Source organism: Tardiphaga sp. 862_B3_N4_1 (genome assembly GCF_051811085.1).
Taxonomy (GTDB): domain Bacteria; phylum Pseudomonadota; class Alphaproteobacteria; order Rhizobiales; family Xanthobacteraceae; genus Tardiphaga; species Tardiphaga robiniae.
In genome coordinates this window covers 1,710,770-1,735,266 of sequence record NZ_JBPWQB010000002.1, presented here as the reverse complement: position 1 = coordinate 1,735,266, position 24,497 = coordinate 1,710,770, and the positions used below count along the sequence as shown (strand labels likewise).

General features: G+C 63.1%; 19 protein-coding genes. 15 read left to right on the top strand and 4 right to left on the bottom strand.

Features of this window, described 5'->3' with window-relative positions; genetic code table 11:
* The first annotated feature begins 228 nt into the window (after positions 1–228).
* Genes AB8B02_RS25505 through AB8B02_RS25495 form a run of 3 tightly spaced genes read left to right on the top strand, consistent with a single transcriptional unit; the run spans position 229 to position 2,294 of the window.
* Complete coding sequence (locus AB8B02_RS25505; protein ID WP_439065488.1) at positions 229–1,590, top strand: serine protease; 1,362 nt, start codon at positions 229–231, stop codon at positions 1,588–1,590.
* A 60-nt stretch (positions 1,591–1,650) separates the two neighbouring features.
* Positions 1,651–1,890, top strand: a complete 240-nt coding sequence (locus tag AB8B02_RS25500; RefSeq protein ID WP_439065487.1) for an antitoxin — start codon at positions 1,651–1,653, stop codon at positions 1,888–1,890.
* Between the two features lie 14 nt (positions 1,891–1,904).
* The gene (locus AB8B02_RS25495) at positions 1,905–2,294 is read left to right on the top strand and encodes a type II toxin-antitoxin system VapC family toxin (protein ID WP_439065486.1); all 390 of its coding nucleotides are present in this window, start codon (positions 1,905–1,907) and stop codon (positions 2,292–2,294) included.
* 20 nt (positions 2,295–2,314) lie between these two features.
* Here AB8B02_RS25495 and AB8B02_RS25490 read toward each other — a convergent pair whose 3' ends face one another.
* Positions 2,315–2,992, bottom strand: a complete 678-nt coding sequence (locus AB8B02_RS25490; protein WP_093757894.1) for a PilZ domain-containing protein — start codon at positions 2,990–2,992, stop codon at positions 2,315–2,317.
* A 165-nt stretch (positions 2,993–3,157) separates the two neighbouring features.
* On the bottom strand, positions 3,158–3,955 hold the full coding sequence (locus tag AB8B02_RS25485; protein ID WP_439065485.1) for a class I SAM-dependent methyltransferase: 798 nt from the start codon (positions 3,953–3,955) through the stop codon (positions 3,158–3,160).
* A gap of 182 nt (positions 3,956–4,137) precedes the next feature.
* Between AB8B02_RS25485 and rutA the strand changes: the two genes are divergently transcribed.
* The gene (gene rutA / locus AB8B02_RS25480; RefSeq protein WP_439065484.1) at positions 4,138–5,238 is read left to right on the top strand and encodes a pyrimidine utilization protein A; all 1,101 of its coding nucleotides are present in this window, start codon (positions 4,138–4,140) and stop codon (positions 5,236–5,238) included.
* 48 nt (positions 5,239–5,286) lie between these two features.
* Here the strand turns inward: rutA and mutM are convergent, their stop codons facing one another.
* Positions 5,287–6,192, bottom strand: a complete 906-nt coding sequence (mutM, locus tag AB8B02_RS25475) for a bifunctional DNA-formamidopyrimidine glycosylase/DNA-(apurinic or apyrimidinic site) lyase (RefSeq protein WP_439065483.1) — start codon at positions 6,190–6,192, stop codon at positions 5,287–5,289.
* Between the two features lie 94 nt (positions 6,193–6,286).
* On the opposite strand from mutM, the gene ubiE reads away from it, so the two are divergent.
* From ubiE to trxA, 11 genes are all read left to right on the top strand, one after another.
* Positions 6,287–7,048 carry a bifunctional demethylmenaquinone methyltransferase/2-methoxy-6-polyprenyl-1,4-benzoquinol methylase UbiE gene (gene ubiE / locus AB8B02_RS25470; protein ID WP_120288096.1) on the top strand — a complete coding sequence of 254 codons (762 nt, stop codon included), beginning with the start codon at positions 6,287–6,289 and terminating at the stop codon, positions 7,046–7,048.
* Entirely contained in the window at positions 7,045–8,613 is a 1,569-nt protein-coding gene (gene ubiB / locus AB8B02_RS25465; protein ID WP_093757889.1) for a 2-polyprenylphenol 6-hydroxylase, read from the top strand. The genes ubiE and ubiB overlap by 4 nt, the downstream gene beginning before the upstream one ends.
* A gap of 61 nt (positions 8,614–8,674) precedes the next feature.
* The gene (gene coaBC, locus AB8B02_RS25460; protein WP_439065482.1) at positions 8,675–10,135 is read left to right on the top strand and encodes a bifunctional phosphopantothenoylcysteine decarboxylase/phosphopantothenate--cysteine ligase CoaBC; all 1,461 of its coding nucleotides are present in this window, start codon (positions 8,675–8,677) and stop codon (positions 10,133–10,135) included.
* On the top strand, positions 10,132–10,596 hold the full coding sequence (dut, locus tag AB8B02_RS25455) for a dUTP diphosphatase (RefSeq protein ID WP_439065481.1): 465 nt from the start codon (positions 10,132–10,134) through the stop codon (positions 10,594–10,596). The genes coaBC and dut overlap by 4 nt, the downstream gene beginning before the upstream one ends.
* A 172-nt stretch (positions 10,597–10,768) precedes the next feature.
* The gene (locus AB8B02_RS25450; protein ID WP_439065480.1) at positions 10,769–13,291 is read left to right on the top strand and encodes an ATP-binding protein; all 2,523 of its coding nucleotides are present in this window, start codon (positions 10,769–10,771) and stop codon (positions 13,289–13,291) included.
* An 11-nt stretch (positions 13,292–13,302) separates the two neighbouring features.
* Positions 13,303–14,826: a tRNA (adenosine(37)-N6)-threonylcarbamoyltransferase complex ATPase subunit type 1 TsaE gene (gene tsaE, locus AB8B02_RS25445; protein WP_439065941.1), complete on the top strand. Its 1,524-nt coding sequence runs from the start codon at positions 13,303–13,305 to the stop codon at positions 14,824–14,826.
* Positions 14,827–15,100: 274 nt separating this feature from the next.
* Complete coding sequence (locus AB8B02_RS25440) at positions 15,101–15,418, top strand: PilZ domain-containing protein (RefSeq protein ID WP_439065479.1); 318 nt, start codon at positions 15,101–15,103, stop codon at positions 15,416–15,418.
* A gap of 177 nt (positions 15,419–15,595) precedes the next feature.
* A complete protein-coding gene (locus AB8B02_RS25435; protein WP_439065478.1) occupies positions 15,596–16,318 on the top strand; it encodes a nucleotidyltransferase family protein in 723 nt (240 codons plus the stop codon).
* Positions 16,319–16,386: 68 nt separating this feature from the next.
* Positions 16,387–19,581 carry a double-strand break repair protein AddB gene (gene addB, locus AB8B02_RS25430; protein ID WP_439065477.1) on the top strand — a complete coding sequence of 1,065 codons (3,195 nt, stop codon included), beginning with the start codon at positions 16,387–16,389 and terminating at the stop codon, positions 19,579–19,581.
* Positions 19,578–23,072: a double-strand break repair helicase AddA gene (addA, locus tag AB8B02_RS25425; protein WP_439065476.1), complete on the top strand. Its 3,495-nt coding sequence runs from the start codon at positions 19,578–19,580 to the stop codon at positions 23,070–23,072. The genes addB and addA overlap by 4 nt, the downstream gene beginning before the upstream one ends.
* A gap of 101 nt (positions 23,073–23,173) precedes the next feature.
* Positions 23,174–23,494: a thioredoxin gene (gene trxA / locus AB8B02_RS25420; protein WP_068734104.1), complete on the top strand. Its 321-nt coding sequence runs from the start codon at positions 23,174–23,176 to the stop codon at positions 23,492–23,494.
* Between the two features lie 229 nt (positions 23,495–23,723).
* Here the strand turns inward: trxA and AB8B02_RS25415 are convergent, their stop codons facing one another.
* Complete coding sequence (locus tag AB8B02_RS25415) at positions 23,724–24,464, bottom strand: metallophosphoesterase family protein (protein WP_439065475.1); 741 nt, start codon at positions 24,462–24,464, stop codon at positions 23,724–23,726.
* Between the last annotated feature and the right edge of the window lie 33 nt (positions 24,465–24,497).

The window sequence follows — 24,497 nt, the reverse complement described above, 5'->3', positions numbered from 1 at the left end:
AGTCGCTCCAAACTCCGACCTTCATGGTGAGGAGCGCGCTTCTTGCGCGCGTCTCGAACCATGAGATGAACAGCTCATCCTTCGAGACGGCGCTGAAGAAGCGCCTCCTCAGGATGAGGCCACAGATCAGGTCCCGCATTGTCGTGAACCCTTCCCGCGCTGTCACCGACCCACGAGATGTGCTTAATTCCACCGAAATCAATCACCAGCTTCAAGACCGGACATGTCATGAGATCGATGCTTTCAGCAACATTGATGATCGTGGCAGCCTCTGCGGCTCACGCACAGGTGCAGGCGACGCCTCCCGCGGTGCAAGGCATCAAGCCGAAGCCGGTCACCACCACACCGATCCGCCCGGCGCTGCAGACCCCTGCCGACACCGCCAATGCCATGGCGCAGGCCGAGCGGCTCGGCATTCAATCGGATCTGGCGTGGACCGGACAGTATAACGGCGCCATTACCGGCGAGGTCTCGGATCGCATGGTCAATGCGATCAAGACGTTCCAGAAGGACAACGGCGCCAAGCAGACAGGCGTTCTGAACCCGCAGGAGCGCGATCTGCTGCGCGCGGCCGCGAGGAAACTTCAGGACAATGTCGGCTGGAAAATGGTCACCGACATGGTGACCGGCGCACGGCTTGGCATTCCCGGCAAGCTGGTGCCGCAGCAGGCCTCCGACGCGAACGGCAGCAAATGGTCGTCCCCCACCGGCACGGTCCAGATCACGCTGGCGCGCCGCAAGGAGGACACGCCCTCCACCGCGAAACTCGCCGAGGCCGAGCGCAAGGAGCCCGGCCGCAAGATCGACTATCAGGTCGTCAAGCCGGATTTCTTCGTGCTGTCCGGCCTGCAGAACCAGAAGAAGTTCTACATCCGCGGCCAGTTCAAGGACTCGGAAGTCCGCATCCTCTCGATCTTCTATGATCAGGCTACCGAAGGCACGATGGAGCCAGTGGTGATCGCGATGTCGTCGGCCTTCAACGCATTCCCCGCGGGTTCGCAGGCCATGGGCCCGCCGCCCCGCAAGAAGGTCGAATATGCCAGCGGCATCGTGGTGAGCGATGACGGCGCCATCGTCACTGATCGCCAGGCCGTCGATGGCTGCATGTCCATTGTCGTCGCTGGTTACGGCAATGCCGACAAAGTCGCCGAAGATAAAGTGCGCGATCTCGCATTGCTGCGCATCTATGGCGCGCGCGAGCTGAAGCCGCTGTCGCTTGGCGCTGGCGCAGCGAAGCCCAATCTCGATCTCGTAGGGATCGCCGATCCGCAAAACCAGGGCGGCGGCGCAGCCGTCACCAGCGTGAAGGCGTCCACCACGCCGGTCGGCACCGGCAGCGAACTGGCCCTCTCACCCGCACCGGGGTTCGGTTTTTCCGGCGCAGCCGCCATCGACAGCGACGGCAAATTTGCGGGCCTCGCGCAGTTGAAGCCACTGCTCGTTGCCGGCCCGCCGAATGCGGCACCGCTGGCGGCGCTGGTGCCCGCGGAACTCGTGCTGAATTTCGTGAAAGCGAATGGCGTGAACGCGAACGGCAGCTCGGCCGATGCGAAGGCTGCGATGGTGCGTGTGATCTGCGTGCGGAAGTAGTTTTCGCTGGAAATTAGCTCTCTTTTGGCCTATGCTCAAGCATATGCCACGGAGGTGCCGATGACCGACTCCCGTCACGTCAGGCTGTTTCGTAACGGTCGCAATCAGGCGGTCCGCATTCCCGTTGAATTCGAGTTACCGGGCAACGAAGCCGTCATGCACCGCGACGGCGACAGGCTCGTAATCGAGCCCGTACGCAAGCGCGGCCTGCTGGCATTGCTTGATACGATGGAGCCCTTCACGGAAGAATTTCCGGACGTCGATGCAGGCTTGCGCCCGCTACGGGACATCAAGCTGTGAGCACACCACGCTACATGCTTGATACAAACGTCGTCTCGGATCTGATCCGAAATCCAGCGGGTCGTGTAGCCAAGAGAATTCGTAAACTCGGCGCCGAGGGACTTTGCGTCAGCATCATTACGTCCGCCGAATTGCGGTTCGGATGCGCCAAACGTAATTCACCGCGGCTCACGCAACTCGTAGAGCAGGTGCTGAATGAGCTCGATATCCTGCCACTGGAAAGTCCGGCCGACACCGAATACGCCCGCATTCGCCACGACCTTGAAAAGAAGGGCGTCCCCATCGGCCCGAATGACCTGCTGATCGCGGCTCACGCTTGCGCCGTCGATGCCACGCTGGTGACTGCGAATGCGAAAGAATTCAAACGGGTGAGCGGTCTGAAAGTCGAGAACTGGCTGTCATAGGCAACCGCCTGTCCGATGCTCTAATCCACTTCCTCGTACATCGCATCCATCTGCGCCGCGAACGGCGTTGCGCGCGGCGGCGGCGCGGCAGGGGCGCGGATGATCCGGCGTTCGAGCTGTTCGCGGTTCTGCTGCTCGACGAATTTCACTGCGAAACCGCCCTGGAGATGGCGCACCACGCGGCCGACGCAGGCGCCGACGGCGAGCGGCGTGCCGACCTCCGGCTGCACATCGGCAGAGACTGCAGCGCCGGACACCGACATGTCGATCACAAAGCAGCTTTTCATGCTGCCGTCAGCGAAGGTGAGCATGGAATGCGGGCTCGCGGGAATGAGGCGCGCCTGCTTGCGCTCTTCCCGCACCGTGGGGTCTTTCTGGAATTTCTCCAGCCAGGTCAGCTTGTCGGAGAGCTTCTGACGCATCGGCGGCGTCATGTTGAGTTCGAGCAGGAAGCTGCCGGAGATGGTGTCGCTGATGCGGCCTTCGAGCTGACCGAAGTCGCCGAAATAGGGCGTGATGCGATCGCCGATCCGACCGACCACCGGCACATCGACAATCATCCGGAACGGCGAGACGCGGCTGGTCCGGCAGGCAAAGCTGCGCGGATTGCCTGCGGAATCCAGCCAGTTCGACAGCGTATATTGCCCGCTGACAACGACGTTGACGGCGCGCTGCTTGAGGAATTTTTCGACGGACACAGGTTCATCCTCTACGGTACATTTCCACCACCATAGAAAACCCAACCACGCCAGCATTTGCGCCCGCCTTGGTTATTGCGTTACTTATATACCCTTTCAAGTTGAGGAAATATTACCGGCAAAATCCCGGCGATTGAGGCCAGGGAGGCCGGAGGATGCTCTGCCTCAGCCGGGCACCCGCCCCTTGATGGCATTGGCGCGGGCACTGCAGGTGATACGACCGGTTGCATCCTCCGAAAGTCCCGTCCGGACGCGCGATTTGAGCTGCACAATCTCCTCCGGCGTCATCGCCGTCAGAGCTGCCTTCACCGATGGCCCTGCAGACGAGGCCGACCAGAAGTCGTCGAAATCGGTGAAGGCACGGGTGACATCGATCACGCGGGTTTCGACGTCCACCAGGCCGGCGGAGGTCCACAGCGACTGCATCACGTCGAGGCGCGATGCGTCCACGCTCGGCGGAAGCGACGGCATCTGGCCCATCTTCAGCAATTCACCCAGGATCGGCTGCAGCGGAAAGCCGCCGCCATCCATATCCCAGGCATAGGCGGCCACCATGCCGCCGGGTGACACGACACGCACCATCTCCGCAACGCCCTTCGACGGCTCCGGCACGAAGAAGATCACCAGCGCCATCACGGCGACATCGAAGGACTTGTCGGAGAACGGCAGTGCCATTGCGTCGCCCAGATGAAACGCCGCCATCGCAGCACCCGGCCGCGTCCGCGCATAAGCAAGCTGCGGCTCCGAGGGATCGATGCCGTCGATCACCGACGGCGCATGGCGCTCGGCGATCAGCTGCGTAAAGGCGCCGTTGCCGCAGCCGACATCGACCCAGGCAAGACCCGGCTTTGGCGCCACCCAATCCAGAAAGACCTCGCCGGCGCTGCGGCTCCAGACGCCCATCATCCGCTCATAGGACGCGCCGTCATTGAAGCGGATGGAGGGAGACGATGCGTCGGTCATGGGGAGTCCTCAATACGGTGTTGGCAGCAGATCATGGCCGGAAATGCCGGGCGCGCAACCACGTTGCCTTCACGGTGGGATCGGCGCGATGCGCACGCATCGGCACGGTTGTTGCTTGGTTTATCGCAAGCAGAACAGTTCGCGACGTCCCGAGGCGTCACCCTGTTACAGAGGAGAGCGAGATGAAGGTCGGCGTATTCATTCCAATCGGGAACAATGGCTGGTTGCTCTCTGAAAATGCCCCGCAATACATGCCGACTTTCGACCTCAACAAGGAGGTGACGCTAAAAGCCGAACATTACGGACTCGATTTTGTGCTCTCGATGATCAAATTGCGTGGCTTCGGCGGGAAAACCGAATTCTGGGATCACAATCTGGAATCCTTCACCTTGATGGCCGGGTTGGCCGCAGTGACCAAGCGAATAAAACTGTTCGCCACGGCAGCGACGCTCGTGATGCCTCCCGCGATTGCCGCTCGCATGGCTGTGACCATCGATTCGATTTCACACGGCCGCTTCGGCCTCAATCTCATCACCGGATGGCAACGTCCCGAATATTCGCAAATGGGGCTTTGGCCGGGCGACGAGTATTTTGCGCGTCGCTACGAATATCTTTCAGAATATGTCGAGATTCTCCGCGAGCTTTGGCAGACCGGCGCCTCGGATCGCAAAGGCGAATTCTTCCAGATGGAAGACTGCCGCGTTAGCCCGCGGCCGCAAGCCGATATGAAGATCATTTGCGCCGGCCAGAGCGGCGCCGGAATGGCCTTCTCCGCAAAATACGCCGACTACAATTTCTGCTTCGGCAAAGGCATCAACACCCCGACCGATTTCGCACCCGCCGCCGAACGGCTGGCCGAGGCTACGCATGACACCGGCCGACACGTGACGACCTATGTGCTGTTCATGGTGATCGCGGCCGAGACCGATGAAGCCGCGTTCGCAAAGTGGGAGCACTACAAAGCCGGCGTGGATCACGAAGCGGTCGCTTGGCTGGGCGTACAGGGTGCCGTCGACACCAAGTCAGGCAAGGACACCAACATTCGCCAGATGGCGGACCCTACATCAGCGGTCAATATCAATATGGGGACCTTCGTCGGCTCTTTCGCCAATGTCGCCCGCATGCTCGACGACGTCGCCACGGTGCCGGGCACCGAAGGCGTGTTGCTCACCTTCGACGATTTCGTCCAGGGCGTTGAAGATTTCGGCCAGCGCATTCAGCCGTTGATGACATCGCGTAAGGGAGTTGCGGAGGCGGCAGCAGAGGCATTGAAAGACATGTGAGGATCGATACTCAACAACGACGTACCGGCAAGGCCGCCCGACGCGGTGTCACCTCTGACACTTTGGACACCAGAAGGTCGACCGCCCGTTCTGCACGAAACGTTTCACGATCCCCGAACACCCATCGGTCTGGCACGGCTCGCCTTCGCGGTCATAGACCTGAAACGAGTGCTGGAAGTAACCGAGCTCGCCATCGGTCTGCCGGTGATCGCGCAGCGACGAGCCGCCGGCCTTGATGGCCTGGTTCAGCACCTCATGGATCGCCGAGACCAGTCGTTTCGAATGATCGGTCGGCTCGCCCTTCTTGGTCGCCAGTGTCGCGGCCAGCCGCCGCGGCGACAGATGCGAGCGAAACAGCGCCTCGCAGACATAGATATTGCCGAGCCCGGCGACGACGCGCTGATCCAGGAGCGCGGCCTTGAGGCTGGTCTTCTTGCCTGCGGTGGCGCCGGCCAGCATCGCCGCATCGAAGGCATTGCCCAGCGGCTCGGGGCCGATGTCCTTCAGGAACGGCTCGTTCTCGATCTCGCTGCGCGCAAAGATCTTCATGAAGCCGAAACGGCGGGGATCGTTGTAGATCACTGACGGGCCCGACGACATATGGAAGACGACGTGATCGTGCGCCCGCTCGTCGCTGCGCGGATGATGGAAGGCACCTGGCATCACATTTTCTTCATCACCTGCGACAGCAGCGGGCGCATCGGACACCACCCGGAACGAACCGGACATGCCCAGATGCATCAGCAGCACATCGCCGGAATCGAGGTCCGCCAGCAGATATTTGGCGCGGCGGCCGAGGCTGGTGATCACCCGGCCCTGCAATCGCGCCGAAAAATCCGGCTGAAACGGAAACCGCAGGTCTTTCCGACGCAATTCCAGACGGGTGATCCTGGACCCCTCCATGGCCGGCTGCAGGCCACGGCGGACGGTCTCGACTTCGGGTAATTCAGGCATGATTCACGTCATTCACCTTGAGAGGCTGACGTGATAGCCCCATTGCCGCAGGCGCGCTATGGTCCGCCGCGATGAGGCTTTTGAGATGAAAACGATGGATCAGCCGGGCGAAACCACCCATTTCGGCTTCAGGGACGTCCCCGTAGGCGACAAGCAGACGCTGGTGAACGATGTGTTCCACAGCGTAGCGCGGCGCTACGACCTGATGAACGATCTGATGTCCGGCGGCATGCATCGCGTCTGGAAGGACGTGATGATCAACGCGCTCAACCCGCCGCGCTCGGACGCGCCTTTCGCCCTGCTCGACGTTGCCGGCGGCACCGGCGACATTTCCTTCCGCGCTGCCAAGGCGTCGGGCCTCGGCTTCTCGGCGACGGTCTGCGACATCAACACCGGCATGCTCGATGTCGGCCGCGAGCGCGCCATTACCCACCATCTCGAACATCAGGTCTCCTTCGTCGAGGGCAATGCAGAAGAGTTGCCATTCGCCGACAAGAGCTATGACGCCTATACGATCGCCTTCGGCATCCGCAACGTGCCACGCATCGACCGCGCGCTCGCTGAGGCCTATCGCGTGCTGAAGCCGGGCAGCCGTTTTCTCTGTCTCGAATTCTCGACCGTCGACGTACCGGGCCTCGACAAGATCTATGACCTGTTCTCGTTCAAGGTGATCCCGCCGCTCGGCAAGGCCGTCACCGGCGATTCCGAATCCTATCAGTATCTCGTCGAATCGATCCGCAAGTTTCCGAAGCCGCCGATCTTTGCCGACATGATCCGCGAGGCCGGCTTCTCCCGCGTGAAATACGAACTCCTCTCGGGCGGCATCGTCGCGCTGCATTCGGGCTGGCGTTTGTGATCTCTGCACTCAATCATATGGCGCGGCTGGCCCGCGCCGGCTTCGTGTTTGCGCGCGAAGGCGTGTTCGGCGTCGTCGATCCCTCGCTGGTGCCGCCGCCGGGACAGCTCGCGCTACGCATGGCGCGGCTCATTGAGCGGCCCGGCGCGAAATCGGGCGCGCGGCTGTCGCGCGCGCTGACCCGGCTGGGACCTGCCTATCTCAAGCTCGGCCAGTTTCTCGCGACACGGCCCGACGTGGTCGGCGTCGCCATGGCGCGCGATCTCGAAAGCCTGCAGGACCGGCTTCCGCCGTTCTCCCTGACCGAAGCCGAAGGCGTCGTCGCCGCTTCGCTGGAACGCCCTGTGGCGCAGCTCTATGCGAGCTTCAGTCCGCCGGTCGCCGCGGCCTCGATCGCACAGGTGCATCGCGCCGAGATCGACAAGGATGGTGTCCGCAAGGTCTACGCCGTGAAAGTGCTGCGCCCGAATGTCGCCGCGCAATTCCGCCGCGACCTCGGCGATTTCGCTTACGTCGCCCACAAGGCCGAAGAGCATTTTTCCGAAGCGCGGCGCCTGCGCTTGATCGAGATCATCACCACCATGTCGCGCTCGGTGGCGATGGAGATGGATCTTCGGCTCGAAGCCGCAGCACTCTCCGAGATGGCGGAGAACACCCGCAACGATTCGGATTTCCGCGTGCCGGAAGTGGACTGGGATCGCACCTCGCACAATGTGCTGACGATGGAGTGGATCGACGGCATCGCACTGAACGATCACAAGGGCCTGGAAGAATCCAACGTCGATCTGCCGGACCTTGGCCGCAAGGTGATCCAGAGCTTCCTGCGCCATGCGCTGCGTGACGGCTTCTTCCATGCCGATATGCATCCGGGCAATCTGTTCCTCGATCCTGACGGCCGCCTCGTCGCCGTCGACTTCGGCATCATGGGCCGGCTCGGTCTGAAGGAGCGCCGCTTCCTCGCGGAGATTCTGCTGGGCTTCATCACCCGCAACTATCGCCGCGTCGCCGAAGTCCACTTCGAGGCTGGCTATGTGCCCGGCCACCATTCGGTCGAAAATTTTGCGCAGGCGATCCGCGCCATCGGCGAGCCGATTCACAATCGCACGGCCGAAGAAATCTCGATGGCCAAGCTGCTGACGCTGCTGCTTGAGGTCACCGGTCTCTTTGATATGCGTACGCGGCCAGAATTGATCCTGCTGCAGAAGACCATGGTCGTGGTCGAAGGTGTCGCACGAAGCTTCGATCCTAAGCTCGACATCTGGAAGGTCGCCGATCCCGTTGTCCGCGAATGGATCGAGCGCAATCTCGGCCCATTGGGCAAGATTCAGGGTGCGCTCGCCGGCGCCGGCGAACTCGGCAAGGTCGCCGGCAGTCTGCCGGCCCTGGCAACACGGGCGCTGACGGTGCTGGAACAGTTGGAGACCATGACCCGCGACGGCGTCAGGCTCGATGACGCGACCATTGCCGCCATCGCGCGGGCACGGGCCAAGCAGCTCCGCTGGCGCACGGTTGGCGTCTGGGTGATCGCCCTGTCGTTTCTGGGACTGCTGCTCTCGATTCGCTAAGACTGATTGCAGTGCTGGCATTTTATGCTAGCATTGCCATCAAAATAGCGCGAGACGCCTCATGGCCAGCCTGACGATCCGCAAGCTCGACGACGCCATTCGCGACGAATTGCGACTGCGTGCTGCCCGCAACGGACGGTCGGTCGAGGACGAGGTGCGGGTCATTTTGCGTGAGGCCTCGCAAGACGGCCTCACGACTGACGCAAGATTTCCGCAAGACGCGCCAAACCCGGAAAACCCACCCAAGCCCTTGAAAAACATCGGCGATCAGCTCCGCGTCACGCTGATCATCGGCGGCGGAATCGCAGCCTATAAAGCGCTCGATCTGATCCGCCGCTTGAAGGAACGCGGCATCCATGTCCGCGTGGTGCTGACCCGGGCCGCGCAGCAATTCGTCACCCCGCTGGCCGCCAGCGCGCTGTCCAACGAGCGCGCCTACACGGACCTGTTCGATCCGCAAAGCGAATTCGATGCCGGGCATATTCGCCTTGCGCGTGAATGCGATCTCATTGTTGTGGCGCCTGCGACGGCGGACCTGATGGCGAAGATGGCCAACGGCCACGCTGATGATCTGGCGTCCGCTGTTCTGCTCGCATCCGACAAACCGATCCTGATTGCGCCGGCGATGAATCCACTGATGTGGAATAACGCCGCGACGCGCCGCAATGTCGCGCAGTTGCAGCGTGACGGCGTGCGGATGATCGGACCGAATGCCGGCGAGATGGCCGAACGCAACGAAGCCGGCGTCGGTCGGATGGCCGAGCCGACGGAGATTGCGATTGCGGCTCACACCTTCCTGCGACCGCCGCGCGCACAACCGCTGGCGGGCAAGCGCGTGCTGATCACTGCAGGCCCGACGCATGAGCCGATCGATCCGGTGCGCTACATCGCCAATCGCTCGTCCGGCAAGCAGGGCTATGCGATCGCCGCGGCGGCACGGGACGCGGGCGCCGAGGTCATTCTCGTCTCGGGCCCGGTCGATCTCGACGAGGTACCGGGCGTGACGATGACGCATGTCGAAGCCGCGCGCGACATGCTCGCTGCAGTTCAGGCCGCGCTGCCGGTCGACATCGCGATCTTCGCGGCGGCCGTGGCCGACTGGCGCGTCGTCAATGAAGGCGCCCAGAAGCTGAAGAAGACCGCCGGTGCTGCGATGGCGCCGCTGCAGCTCACGGAAAATCCCGACATCCTCGCGACGATCTCAAAACTCCCCGAACATCGTCCACCGCTGGTGATCGGTTTCGCCGCCGAGACCGAACACCTGATCGACAACGCCAAAGCCAAGATCGCCCGCAAGGGCTGCGACTGGATCGTCGCCAATGACGTATCGCCCGCGACCGGCATCATGGGCGGCGACAACAATACCGTGCATCTGCTGACGCGCAGCACGGACAGCGCGGATATCGCCGTTGATTCGTGGGCGCCGATGAGCAAGGAACAGGTCGCGACGACCCTGGTCGCGCGAATCGCCGACGCGGCGACATCAAATAAATGGACGCAATCCACGAAAGACCAATCATGAGCGCTGCCATCCCCGTTCAGGTCGACGTCCAGCAGCTCCCGCATGGCGCTGGCCTCGCGCTACCGGCCTATCAGACCGCGCATGCTGCCGGCCTCGATCTGCTCGCCGCGGTTCCCGAAGACCAACCGATGATTCTCGCCCGCGGCAAATATGCGCTGGTGCCGACCGCGCTGACCATCGCGCTGCCGCCGGGCTATGAGGCGCAGGTGCGCCCGCGCTCCGGCCTTGCCGCCAAGCACGGCATCACCGTGCTGAATTCACCAGGCACCATCGACGCCGATTACCGCGGCGAGATTGGCGTGCTGCTGATCAATCACGGCCTCGCGGATTTCACGATCAAACGCGGCGAGCGAATCGCCCAGATGGTGATCGCGCCGGTCACGCATGCGGAACTCGTGGTGGTCGCGGCGCTCAGCGAAACCGAACGCGGCAGCGGCGGCTTCGGATCCACCGGCCGCTAGCGCGTATTTCGTCACATCGCGCAGCATTTGAATCAAATCCGCCTGCATTTTTTAACCGGGGACTCTGCGTTCACGGTCTGGACTCTTACCCGGCGACTCCCGAAGCGGATATTGTCGAACGATTCGCGATCGGGAGGGGCTGGTCGGGAAGACGTGCGGTTTGGGGCGAATGATGTCAGGCGTGATCGCGGCGATGCGTCGGACCTTGCTGTCGTGCACTTCTATGGTGCGCGACGGGCTTGTCGGCATCAGTGCGTCTGCACTTCTGGCCACCTCCTCGGCGTCGGCCGCTGACGAACCCTTCATTACCCAGACGCTCGCCAATCTGCTCGATCTCGATCGCCAGGAAATTGCCGCGCTGACGACCGCCACAGCGGTGCTCGGCTTCTCCGTCGTTTCCGCCATCCTGTTGATGCACAATCGTATTCGCTCGGCCAAGACCGAGGCGAAGCTGCGCGCGGAGCTGCATACGCTGCAGGTCGAATCCGACCGCTTTCGCGCCCTGCTGTTCACTGAGCCGCAGGTTCTGATCGCCTGGGCCGCAGGCGAAACCCGTCCCGATATCTCCGGCGACACCGCATTGATGATGTCGCAGGACCCGCAGCAGCATCAGCCGCAGCGCATTCTCGCGTTCGGAACATGGCTGTCGCCGGAACCCGCGCTGCGGATGGATCATGCCGTCGACGCACTGCTCGATGCCGGCGAAGGTTTCCTGCTCAATCTGACGACCTCCAGTGGCCGCGCCATCGAGGCGATGGGCCGCGCCATCGGCGGTCAGGCCATTGTCCGGATTCGCGAATTGAGCGGTTTACGCCGCGAGCTCGCCGAAGTCTCGCTGCGTCACAAGGAACTGGCCGAGGAAGCCGAGATTCTCCGCGGCTTCGCCAATGCCGCGCCATGGCCGATCTGGGCCAAGCATGCCGATGGCCGATTGAGCTTTGTCAATGCCGCCTATGCGCGTGCGACTGAAGCGGCTGATACGGGCGATGCGGTCGGTCGCAATCTGGAATTGCTGGACAGCGACGACCGCAGCAGCCTGGCGCGTGCGCTGAACGACAACCAGCCATTTGCCGCGCGCGTGCCGATCGTGATTTCCGGCGAGCGCCGCATCTTCGACGTCCACGCCGCCAAGGTCGCCAGCGGCAGCGCCGGCATGGCGATCGACGCCAGCGAAGCTGCCGCGCTATCAGCCGCCTTGGTGCGGATGGCCGAGGCGCATCGCCGCACGCTCGACCAGCTGTCATCGGGCGTCGCCGTATTCGACGGCCAGCGCCGCCTTGCCTTCTACAACGACTCCTATCGCCGGCTGTGGGATCTCGACCGCACCTTCCTCGACGGCAATCCCGACGATTCCAGTGTGCTCGACCGTCTCCGTGCTGCGCGAAAACTGCCGGAGCAGCCCGACTTCCGCGCCTGGAAGGCCAAGCTGCACGAAGCCTATCGTGCCGTCGAAGCTCATAAGGATGTCTGGTATCTGCCGGATGGCCGCGCGCTCTCGATCGTCACCACGCCGAATCCCGAAGGCGGCGTCACCTATCTGTTCGACGATGTGACCGAGAGCCTCGAACTGGCGCGGCGCTTCGATGGCCTGATCCGCGTTCAGCGCGAGACGCTCGACAATCTTGCCGAGGCCGTCGCGGTGTTTGGCAGCAACGGCCGCGCGCAACTGTTCAATCCGGCTTTCGCCAAGATGTGGAAGCTGTCGGACGAAGCGCTGGAGCAGCGTCCGCATATCGAAATGGTCGAGACCTGGTGCCGGCCATTGTTCGACGACACTCCGACATGGCAGGCGATCCGCAGCGCGATTACCGGGATCGACAATCGCAAGTCTGTTCCGCTCAAGCTCGAGCGCAAGGACGGCAGTGTGCTGGCCTGCATGACCATGCCGCTGCCTGATGGCGCGACCATGCTCACCTTCCAGGACATTTCGGACGCCGAGAATGTCGAGCGCGCGCTGCGCGAGCGCAACGAGGCGCTCGAGACCGCCGACCAGATGAAGGTCGACTTCGTCCACCACGTCTCCTACGAGCTGCGCTCGCCGCTGACCACCATCATCGGCTTCGCGCATCTGCTCAGCGATCCCGTGACCGGCCCGCTGATGCCGAAGCAGGCCGAATATCTCGATTACATCACCACCTCGACCGGCGCGTTGCTGGCGATCATCAATAACATCCTGGATCTCGCCACCATCGATGCCGGCGCGATGACGCTGAATCTCGGCCCGATCGATATCCGCAAGACCATCTCTGCGGCGGCCGAAGGCATTCAGGATCGCCTGGTGCGCGACCGCATCGCACTGCAGATCGACGTTGATCCTGCCATCGGCAGCTTTACCGGCGACGAAAGCCGCGTCGTGCAGGTGCTGTATAATCTGCTCGCCAATGCCGTCGGCTTTTCACCGCATGATGCCGCAATCACGCTGACCGCGCGACGATCCGAGCATACCATCACCTTCACCGTCACTGATCGCGGCCCGGGCATTCCGCCCGAGGTGAAGGACAAGGTGTTCGACTGGTTCGAGAGCCACGCCAATGGCTCGCGTCATCGCGGCGCAGGACTCGGCCTGTCGCTGGTGCGCTCCTTCGTCGAGCTGCACGGCGGCAAGGTCCGCGTCGATTCCGCGGTCGGCAAGGGCACCACCGTCAGCTGCGACTTCCCCATCGACCAGACCGCGCATCGCAACGCTGCCGAATGAGCGAACCCATCATAAACGAGCCCTGCACATTTTCGCTGGCGCTCGCAAATGAGACCGCCACTGCGCAATTGATGGCCGACCTCGCTCTGCTGATCGGACCCGGCGATGTCATCACCCTCTCGGGCGATCTCGGCGCCGGCAAGACGGCCGCGGCACGCGCGATGATCCGCTATCTCGCCAGCGATTCTGAACTCGAAGTGCCGAGCCCGACCTTCACGCTGGCGCAGAACTATGACCTGCCGTCGTTTCCTCTCATCCATGCCGATCTCTATCGTATCAACGACGCGAGCGAACTCGAGGAGATCGGCCTATCGCCGTTGCCGGACGACGTGGTGGCGCTGATCGAATGGCCGGAGCGCGCCGATGGTACGCTGCCGCCGGATCGTATCGATATTGCGCTCAGCCATCGTCCGGCACTGGGCTCCGTGGCGCGTGCTGCGGAGATCACCGGTCACGGCAAGGCCGCATCGGTCGTTCTGCGCCTGAAAGCACTGCGTGAATTTCTCGAAGAGGCGCGCTATCTCGATGCTATCAGACAGCGCATGGCCGGCGATGCGTCGACGCGCTCCTATGCGCGGTTGATCCGCGGTGATGACGTCTTCATCCTGATGAATGCGCCGAAGCGGCCGGATGGTGCGCCGGTCTATGACGGCAAGTCCTACAGCGCGGCGGTGCATCTGGCGGAGGACGTCAGACCGTTCGTCGCCATTGCGAACGGACTACGCGCGCAGGGGATCTCCGCGCCGGCGATTCATCACGCCGATCTCGATGCGGGCTTTCTCATTACCGAGGATTTCGGCACAGCGCCGGTGACCGAAGGCGAGCCGCCGACACCGATCGCCGAGCGCTATCAGGTCGCGACCGACATGCTGGCCCTGCTGCACAGCAAGTCGCTGCCGGAAACGCTGCCGCTGTCGCCGCATGTCGATTACGCCATTCCCGTCTTCGACACCGACGCATTGCTGGTCGAGATCGGCCTGATGCCGGAATGGTATCTGCCGGACCGCGACGCGCCGCTCGCAGATGACGCACGCACTGAATTTGTCACGATGTGGCGCGAGCTGCTGGCGAAACCCGCTGCGGCGCCAAAGACCTGGGTACTGCGCGACTTCCATTCGCCGAATATCATCTGGCTCGGTGACCGCGAGGGCATCAATAAGGTCGGCGTAATCGATTTCCAGGACACGGTGCTCGGCCCCGCCGCCTATGATCTCGTCTCGCTGCTGCAGGACGCGCGTATCGACGTGCCCGAGCATCTGGAGCTGACCATGCTGACGCGCTATATCAAGGCGCGGCGCGCGACCGATCCCGCTTTCGATGCCGCGGCTTTTGCCGAACTCTATGCAATCATGTCGGCACAGCGGAATACACGACTGCTTGGCACATTTGCTCGGCTCAACCGCCGCGACGGCAAGCCGCATTATCTCAAGCACCAACCGCGGATCTGGACCTATCTCAACCGCTCGCTGGCGCATCCGACGCTGGCGCCGTTCCAGCAGTGGTATGCAGCGCATGTACCACCGCCCCGCGGTTAGAGGCCCCTCCTTCCGAGACGAATCACGACCTCTGCGTCGTCATTGCGAGGAGCCCTTGCGACGAAGCAATCCAGCCCTCGCTTGTTGCCTTCTGGATTGCTTCGCTCGGCAAAATCGCAAGAGCAATTTTGCCGGCTCGCAATGACGGAGCCGTTGGTCCCGCTGATCGACTCACGCTCTAACACTTCCTTAACTACTTATTAGTCGCACACGCTCTATCCTGCGCTTGAGCCCTGCACGTGCGGGGCTTGGCGTACTGGGCAAGGGACGTGTCATGACGGAGCGGCGTGCCGGAGATCGGGTCGTTTTCGAGCGCGGCTTTCCTGCGCACATGATGGGCATCGACGGCACCTGGCGTCGCTCCTGCATCATGGAAGATATTTCCGAGACCGGCGCCAAACTCACCGTCGACGGTTCTGTCGAAGGCCTGAACCTGAAAGAGTTCTTCCTTCTTCTCTCATCCACAGGCCTCGCCTATCGCCGCTGCGAACTCGGCTGGGTCAATGGCGACCAGATTGGTGTGAACTTTCTCAAACCGAACGACAAAAAGAAAAAGACGAAACGTTCCGAGACGCAGGAGACAGAAACGTGACTGTGCAGGCGGGTGCAATTGTCGCATCCGCGTCATCTCGGCCCATTATGGCTCGATAGGTTCATGCATGCGACACGCCGCTGTGCTACCATTATTTCAGCTCAAAAATTCAAGAACGATTCCATCAAGGCCCATCATTCTACCAAGGCCCGTCCTTCTATTAAGGCCAATGTCGCCATGTCCGTAAAACCCACCAAAGCAATGGTTCTCGCCGCCGGTCTCGGCCTGCGCATGCGACCGCTTACCGACAATCTGCCGAAGCCGCTGGTCCCTGTCGCGGGACAGCCGCTGCTGGATCATGTGCTAGACAAGCTCGCCGCTGCCGGCGTGACCGAAGCCGTCGTTAATGTGCATTACCTGCCCGACCAGATCATCGATCATGTCGCGACACGCACCGAACCGAGGATCGTCATTTCCGACGAGCGCGATCAGGTGCTCGGCACCGGCGGCGCCGTCGTGAAAGCGCTGCCGCTGCTTGGCACCGAGCCGTTCTATCATCTCAATGCCGACACGATGTGGATCGACGGGGTGCAGCCGAATCTCGCGCGTCTTGCGGAGGCCTTCGATCCCGCACGTATGGATATCCTGCTGCTGATGGCGCCGACCGCCAACAGCATCGGCTATGCCGGATGCGGCGACTACGCGATGCTCACCGATGGTGCGCTGCGTCGCCGCAAGGAGAATCAGGTCGTACCGTTCGTCTATGCCGGCGTCGCGATCCTGTCGCCGGCGCTGTTCAAGGATGCGCCATCCGGCGAATTCTCGCTGACCAAACTATTCGACAAGGCCAACGAGCAGGAGCGCCTGTTCGGGCTGCGCATGGAAGGCGTCTGGATGCATGTCGGCACGCCCGACGCCGTGCGCGCCGCGGAAGACGCGTTCCTCGCCAGCGTCGCCTGAGTTTCCTGCGACTCCCGTCGCCTTTCCAGCCATGCCATGATGCACCCTGATCGCGAATCAGGGTGTTCATGCGCGTCTTCAACATTCCATCCTCTGCGCCGTTCCTGCCCACGCTGATCACCGCGCTTGTCGACGGTGATCTCGTCGAGGGATTCTCTGCACGCGGCGAACCTTCGAGGCTGGCTGAAGTCACCCTGTATCTGCCGACACGCCGCGCCGGACGCATGGCGCAGGAGATCTTCCTCGACGTGCTCGGAACCGACGCCGTGCTGCTGCCGCGTATCGTTCCGCTCGGCGATGTCGACGAGGAGGAACTGGCCTTTGCGCAGGCGGCATCGCCCGAAGCACTGGAAAGGCTGGATGCACCTCCCGCGCTTGACGGATTGCAGCGCCGGCTTCTGCTGGCGCAACTGATTGCCGCATGGGCGAAGCAACTCGCGCCCGGCGATCCCGGACAGACACCGCTCGTGGTCGGTGGCCCCGCCTCGACGCTCGCGCTGGCCGACGATCTGGCGCGGCTGATGGACGACATGGCGACGCGCAAGGTCGACTGGGGCGCGCTGGACGGGCTGGTACCCGATGCGCTCGATCAGTATTGGCAATTGACGCTGCAGTTTCTGAGCATCGCCAGGAACGTATGGCCGGATATCCTCGCCGCGCACACTGCAATCGAACCCGCGGTGCGCCGCGATCTGCTGATCGATGCCGAAGCTTCGCGCCTGAAGGCCCACAAAGGCGGCCCCATCATCGCAGCCGGCTCGACTGGCTCGATGCCGACCACCGCAAAATTTCTGCGCGAAGTCGCGCAACTGCCGCAAGGTGCTGTCGTCCTCCCGGGCCTCGACACCGACCTCGATGAGGCCGCGTGGAATCTCATCGGCGGCACCAAGGATGCGCTCGGCCGAACCGAATCCTCGGCATCAAACCATCCACAATTCGCGCTCCATGCGCTGCTGGAACGTTTCGGCATCACGCGCCGTGATGTCATGACGCTCGGCACGCCGTCACCGCAGGGCCGCGAACTGCTGGCCTCGGAGACGATGCGCCCGTCCAATGCCACGGCGCAGTGGCATACGCGTCTGGCACAGCCGGCCGTCGAACAGAAAATCGCGGCCGGCATGCAGAACCTCGCCGTGATCGCCGCCGCGAATCCGGAAATGGAAGCGCTGGCCATCGCGATTGCGATGCGCGAGGCGCATGAGCTGAAGAAATCCGCCGCGCTGGTGACGCCCGACCGCGCGCTGGCGCGCCGGGTGATGGCCGCGCTCGGACGCTGGAATCTGATCTTCGACGATTCCGGCGGCGACGCGCTGACGGAGACCTCGGCGGGCATCTTCGCGCGCCTCATTGCCGAGGCCGCAGCAGAGCAGCTTGAGCCGGCAACATTGCTGGCGCTGCTGAAACATCCGCTGTTTCGGCTGGGTGCGGCACCGAACGCCTGGACAGATGCCATCGAAACGCTCGAACTCGCGCTGCTGCGCGGCACGCGGCCAACGCCCGGCACCGCGGGACTCGCGCAGGACTTCGCGCGCTTTCGCGATGAACTCGGCAAACTGCGCCGCCGCGAAGCGTCGATGCTGCATGGCGCAGAGCCGCGCGCGAAACTCGATGACGACCGTCTCGACCGCGCGGAAGAACTGATCGCCGGATTGCGCACGGCGCTGGCGCCGCTGGAGAGCATCCACCCAATCCGGCCGATCGATTTCGCGGAAGTCGCCTTGCGGCATCGCGAGGCGATCAAATTGTTGTCGCGCGACGACAGAAGCAACGATGTCGCACTTGTCGGGCGCGAGGGCACAGCGCTGACCAAGGCATTCGACGATCTCGTCGTCATAGAGACTGTCGCGACCGAGAGCGGTGACGAGGAACGGCTGCGCCCCAGCGGGCTGATGATGCAGCTCCGCGATTATCCCGATGTGTTTCAGACCGCCTTCGCTGACCGCATCGTGCGCCGGCCCGAAGTCGCCAATGCCAGCTTGCGCATCTATGGCCAGCTCGAAGCGCGGCTGACGCAATCGGACCGCGTGATTCTCGGCGGTCTTGTCGAAGGCATCTGGCCGCCCTCACCGCGCATCGATCCATGGCTGAGCCGCCCAATGCGGCATCAGCTCGGGCTCGATCTGCCGGAGCGCCGCATTGGTCTTACCGCGCATGACTTCGTGCAGTTGCTCGGCACCGAAGACGTCATTCTCAGCCACGCCGCAAAAGTCGGCGGCGCGCCGGCTGTGGCATCGCGCTTCCTGCATCGGCTCGAAGCCGTCGCCGGCGAAACCCGCTGGGAGGCCGCGCTGACCGCGGGCGAGCACTATGTTCGCTATGCCGAAGAACTCGATCGGCCCGATCAGGTCACGCCGATCGCCCAGCCGGAGCCGCGGCCGCCGCGCGCGGCGCGCCCGCTCAGACTGTCGGTCACCGCCATCGAGGACTGGCTGCGCGACCCCTATACGATCTACGCCAAATATATTCTGGGCCTGGCGCCGCTCGATCCCATCGACATGCCACTGTCGGCAGCCGACCGGGGATCGGCGATCCATGCGTCGCTCGGCGATTTCACGATGGAATACAGCAAGGCCTTGCCCGATGACCCCGCCCGCGAGCTGCGCAGGATCGGCGACAGGCATTTTGCGCCGCTGATGGCGCGGCCGGAAGCGCGCGCGCTGTGGTGGCCGCGATTTCTGCGCATCGCGTCGTGGTTCGCCGCGTGGGAAATCGACCGCCGCATCAATGTCGCCAGCATCGACGCGGAAGTGCGCGGCGAGATCAAGATCCCGCTCGATCACGGCCGCGTCTTCCATCTCTCGGCCCGCGCCGACCGTATCGAACATCGCAGCGATCGCACCTTCGCGCTGCTCGACTACAAGACCGGCCAGCCGCCAACCGGCAAGCAGGTCCGCATGGGCTTGTCGCCGCAGCTCACGCTGGAAGCCGCGATCCTGCGCGAAGGCGGCTTTGCCGGCATTGCCGCGGGATCCTCCGTCAGCGAGCTGGTCTATGTCCGGCTCAGCGGCAACAACCCGCCCGGCGAAGAGCGGCTGCTCGAACTGAAAGTCGAGCGCAAGGATGAGCCGCAGTTGCCGGACGATGCCGCGATCGAAGCGCGCGCCAAGCTGGAAGCGCTGATCCGCAGCTTCGAGGATGAGGCCACCGCCTATACATCGCTCAGCCTTTCCATGTGGTCGAACCGCTATGGCAGCTATGACGATCTGGCGCGAATCAAGGAATGGTCCGCCAACGGCGGCGCTGGCGGCGGAGGCGAGTCATGAGCGGCCCGCGCAATATCCCGCCCGCGGCGAGTGCAAAGCAGCAGCTCGCATCGGATCCCGCCTCCTCCGTATTCGTCTCGGCGAATGCCGGTTCCGGCAAGACCTATGTGCTGGTCAATCGCGTGATCCGGTTGCTGCTCGATGGCGTCCCGCCCGAAAAGATTCTTTGCGTCACCTTCACCAAGGCTGCAGCAGCGAACATGGCGGAGCGCGTGTTCACGCGGCTCGGCCATTGGGTCACGCTGGATGACACCGCCCTCGATGCAGAAATCAGGAATGCCGGTGTTCCCACGTCGAACAGCAGACTGCGCTCGCGCGCCCGCGAATTGTTCGCCAGCGCGCTGGAAACGCCGGGTGGTCTGAAAGTCCAGACCATCCACGCGCTGTGCACGCGGCTGCTGCAACAATTTCCGTTCGAGGCTAATGTGCCGGCGCGGTTCAGCGTGCTCGACGACCGCGACCAGAACGAGATGATGGAACGCGCCAGCCTGCAGGTGCTGCTGCACGCGGCGGCTGCGCCTGACAGCGCCGAAGGCCGCGCGCTGACGACGGCGATGACCTCGGCCGCTGACGTCACGTTCCGCGACGTTGTGCGCGAGGCGAGTCTGTCACGCGACCAGTTCCTGGCCTGGATCGAGCGCGCGGGCTCGACCGACGCCGCGATGGCGCAACTCTCAGCCATGCTGGGCGTGACGCCCGGCGATACCAAAGAGAGCGTCGAACTGGAGATCATCGACGGACCGCATCTGCCGCGCGAGCGCTGGATACCGGCCGCCGAAATCTTCGAGACCGGTAGCAAGACCGACAACGATCAGGCAGCGCGGCTGCGCGAGGCATTGACGCTGTCGGACGCAGAACAGGTCGAGAAATATCTCGAACTGTTCCTGACCAAGGATCAGAGCTTACGCAAATCGCTCGCAACCAAAAAAATCGCCGACAGCCGGCCCGATCTGCTCGCGGCTCTGCAGCGCGAGGGCGACCGCGTCATCCCCCTACTAGAGCGTCGCCGTGCTGTCGCCATGCGCGAGCGCACCCAGTCACTGCTGGTGATCGCCAGCCAGGTCGCGGAGAATTATCGCCGCGAGAAGAACGAACGCGGGCTACTGGACTATGACGATCTGATTGCACGAACGCTGGAGATGCTCGATCGGGTGTCGTCTAGCTGGGTGCATTTCAAACTCGATCGCGGCGTCGATCACGTGCTGATCGACGAGGCGCAGGACACCAGCCCGCGGCAATGGGACATCATCACCCATCTGATCTCGGAATTCACCTCCGGCGAAGGCGCGCGCGACGGCCTCAAACGCACGATCTTCGCCGTTGGCGACGAGAAGCAATCGATCTTCTCGTTCCAGGGCGCGGCACCCCGCGAATTCGACCTGCGGCGCAAGACACTCCAAAGTCGATTCAAGGACGCCGGGATGAAGTTCGATCCCATCGCGTTCAGTCATTCGTTCCGCTCGGGCTCGGCCATTCTGCAATCTGTCGATCACGTGTTTCGCGAAGAAGCGATCTTCCGCAGCATCCACGCTGTCGAAAACGGCTATCCCATTCATGAAACGCTGGACGATGCCGGACCCAGCCTGATCGATCTGTGGGAGCTGGAGCAGCCCGACGACCGGCCCAGCATCGAAGGCTGGCAGGCGCCGTTCGACAAGCGCTCTGAGACCAGCCCTGAAGTGAAACTCGCCCGCCGTGTGCAGACCGAGATCAAGACTTTAATCGCAGCGAAGACAGAGACCGGCCCCATCGGCAAGCGTCGCGCGTTGCGCTTTGGCGACATACTGGTGCTGGTGCGCCGCCGCGGCAAAGCGTTCGATGCCATCATCCAGGCGCTGAAACATGCCGGCATTCCCGTCGCCGGCGCAGACCGGCTCAAGCTCACCGAACATATCGCCATCATCGACCTGATGAATCTGGCCGACGCGCTGCTGCTGCCGCAGGACGATCTCGCATTGGCGACCGTGTTGAAGAGCCCGCTATTCGGACTCGACGACGACGACCTGTTCAAGCTGGCCTATGAGCGCACGGGATCGCTGCGCGATGCGCTCGGCGAACAGGCGGCGAGCGATCCCAAGCTCGGCGGCGCTTTCAAGCGGCTCATCGCTTGCGAGAAGCGCTTTGCCCGCGAGACGCCGTTCGCGTTCTATGCCTGGCTGCTCGGCGGTGATCACGGCCGCGCGCGTATCCTGCGCCGGCTCGGCCATGAGGCCAATGATGCGCTCGACGAATTTCTCGAACTTGCGCTGGGCTATGAGCGCAAGGCGCCGGCTTCGCTGCAGGGCTTCGTCGCCTGGCTGCGCGCGGCCGACACGGAAGTGAAGCGCGATATGGAGATCACCCGCGACGAAGTCCGCGTGATGACCGTGCACGGCGCCAAGGGCCTGGAAGCGCCTGTTGTGTTCATGGTCGATACCACATCGTCACCGGCGGATTCGCAGCGGCTCAATTTGATCCATCTCCCGCAGGGCAACGCCGCACCGAACAGCCCGGGCGTCGTGGTCTGGGCCGGCAAGAAGGCGGACGATCCGCCAGCAGTCGCGGCGGCGCGCGCCGACATGATCCGCGATACCGAAGACGAGTATCGCCGGCTGCTTTACGTCGCGATGACGCGCGCAGCCGATCGCCTGATCGTCGGCGGCTGCATGCCCGGCAACCGCAACGAGGTGCGGCCGCTGTCCTGGTACGACCTGATCCAGAAGGGCCTGGAGAATTCCGGGCTGCAGATGCAGAGCGTGCCGCCGCCGGACGGCGTGGTGAAACGCTATACGCGCGTGGAAGACGTGACACCGGCGCTTGGTGCGACGGCACCTGTCGCAGCGGGTGCGCCGATCGTGCTGCCGGCCTGGATGCGCGACAAGGTCGGCGACCAGCCGCGCCGCGAAAGCCTATTGCGCCCATCGGATGCCGACGACGATGACGACGGCCTAGGGCAACGCTCGGGCGAATCCGAACGGCTGCGCCAACTGGCCTTGCAGCGCGGCAACCTCGTACATCGCCTGTTGCAATCGCTGCCCGACATTACCGCCGAGAAGCGTCGCGAGACCGCGCTGAATTTCCTGTCACGCAATGCGGCTGACTGGACCGGGGTGGAACGCGAGGCGCTGGCGACGCAGGTGCTGTCGCTGATTGGCGATCCGCGCCTCGCCGAGCTGTTTACCCCCGGCAGTCGCGCCGAGGTGGCGGTGGCCGGACGACTGACGCGGAAGGACGGGTCGCCCGTGCTGGTGTCGGGCCAGATCGACCGGCTGGTCCTGACCAAAACCGAGATCCGGATCGTCGATTACAAGACCAACCACAACCCGCCGCGCAGGCTGATCGAGGCGCCCAAGGCCTATATCCGGCAGTTGGCGCTGTATCGCGGCGTGCTTGCGAGGTTATACCCAGACCGGCCGATCCGGGCCGCCCTGCTCTGGACGGAAACGCTTGAAATGATGGAGATTTCCGGTGCTGCGCTGGACGCGGAGCTGGCCGCCATCATCTCACTGTGACCAACCTTGACCCGGCAAGGGGGCGTTCATAGGTTGGATGCATCATTCCAGCGCGCGAATCTTCTGGCGCGCCTTTCATTGAACAGGACGAGGATACGACCATGGCCGTTGGCAAGGTGACAGACGCCGATTTCGAAGCGGAAGTGCTCAAGGCGACCGGCCCGGTCGTGATCGACTTCTGGGCCGAATGGTGCGGTCCGTGCCGCATGATCGCGCCGGCGCTCGACGAAATCTCCGCTGCCATGGGCGAAAAGGTCACCATCCTGAAGCTCAATGTCGACGAGAATCCGAAAACCGCATCGAAGTATGGCGTAATGTCGATCCCGACGCTGATGATCTTCAAGGGCGGCGAAATGGCCTCGCGCCAGGTCGGCGCCGCACCGAAGGCGAAGCTGCAGCAATGGATCAGCGCAGCGGTGTGATCGCGCGCTTTATTCGAGAATTTACGGCCGGTGATCACCTCACTGGCCGTTTTTGTTTTGTGTACCTAACCTCGCCCCGCTTGCGGGGAGAGGTCGACTTTCACATGCGGAGCATGTGGAAGGCGGGTGAGGGGGAGCCAGTGTTTCACTCGCTGGCTCCCCCTCACCCGCCGCGGACTTCGTCCGCGCCACCCTCTCCCCGCAAGCGGGGCGAGGGAAGCGACGCCCATCAGCGAATCCATCCCGTCGCTAGTGCGCTGGCCCATTCGGGTCGCTGGTTCTGCAATGCCAACTCCGCCATCGCCTGATGATCGTAAGGCACCTGACGAAACGTCACCTGCCAGCGGCCTGAGCTGGAATCCAGAATCGCATAGCAGGCGTCGGGCGTGCCGACTTCCAGCGTGTGCGGATAGGGCGTGACGTCGCGATAGCCGGGACCGCCTACGCTGCCCGGATTGACGATCATGCGGCCGTCGCGAAGCCGCACCGATCGCGCGATGTGGGTGTGGGCGCAGAGAATCAGCGATTGCGTGATGCCCTTGGCCTTCTCCTCGATGGCTTCGATCGCGGCCATATGCACGATGCCTTCGGGGGTCACCGCTTCCATCCAGTAGGTGTTGTCGTCATCGGGCGTCGCGTGAACGAGATAGACCTCGCCCTGATAAATCGTGCTGAAGGGCAGCGCGCGCAGCCAGTCCATCTGCTCTGGTTCTAGCTGGCTGTGTGCCAGCCGATCGGATGGCCACATGTCGTCAAGCTTGTAGTCGGTGATGTAACGATCATGATTGCCGCGGACATTGGTGGCATTGAGGCCCATCATGATGTCCACCGCACGGCGCGCATCGAGCGCACCGCTGGCCATATCACCAAGATTGACGATGTCGGTGATACCCTGGGTACGGATATCGGCGACAACCGCCTCAAGGGCAAAGTGGTTGCCGTGAACATCGGCAATGGCAGCGAAGCGCATCGAACCTCCCTAAAATCAAGCAAAGATCAATCA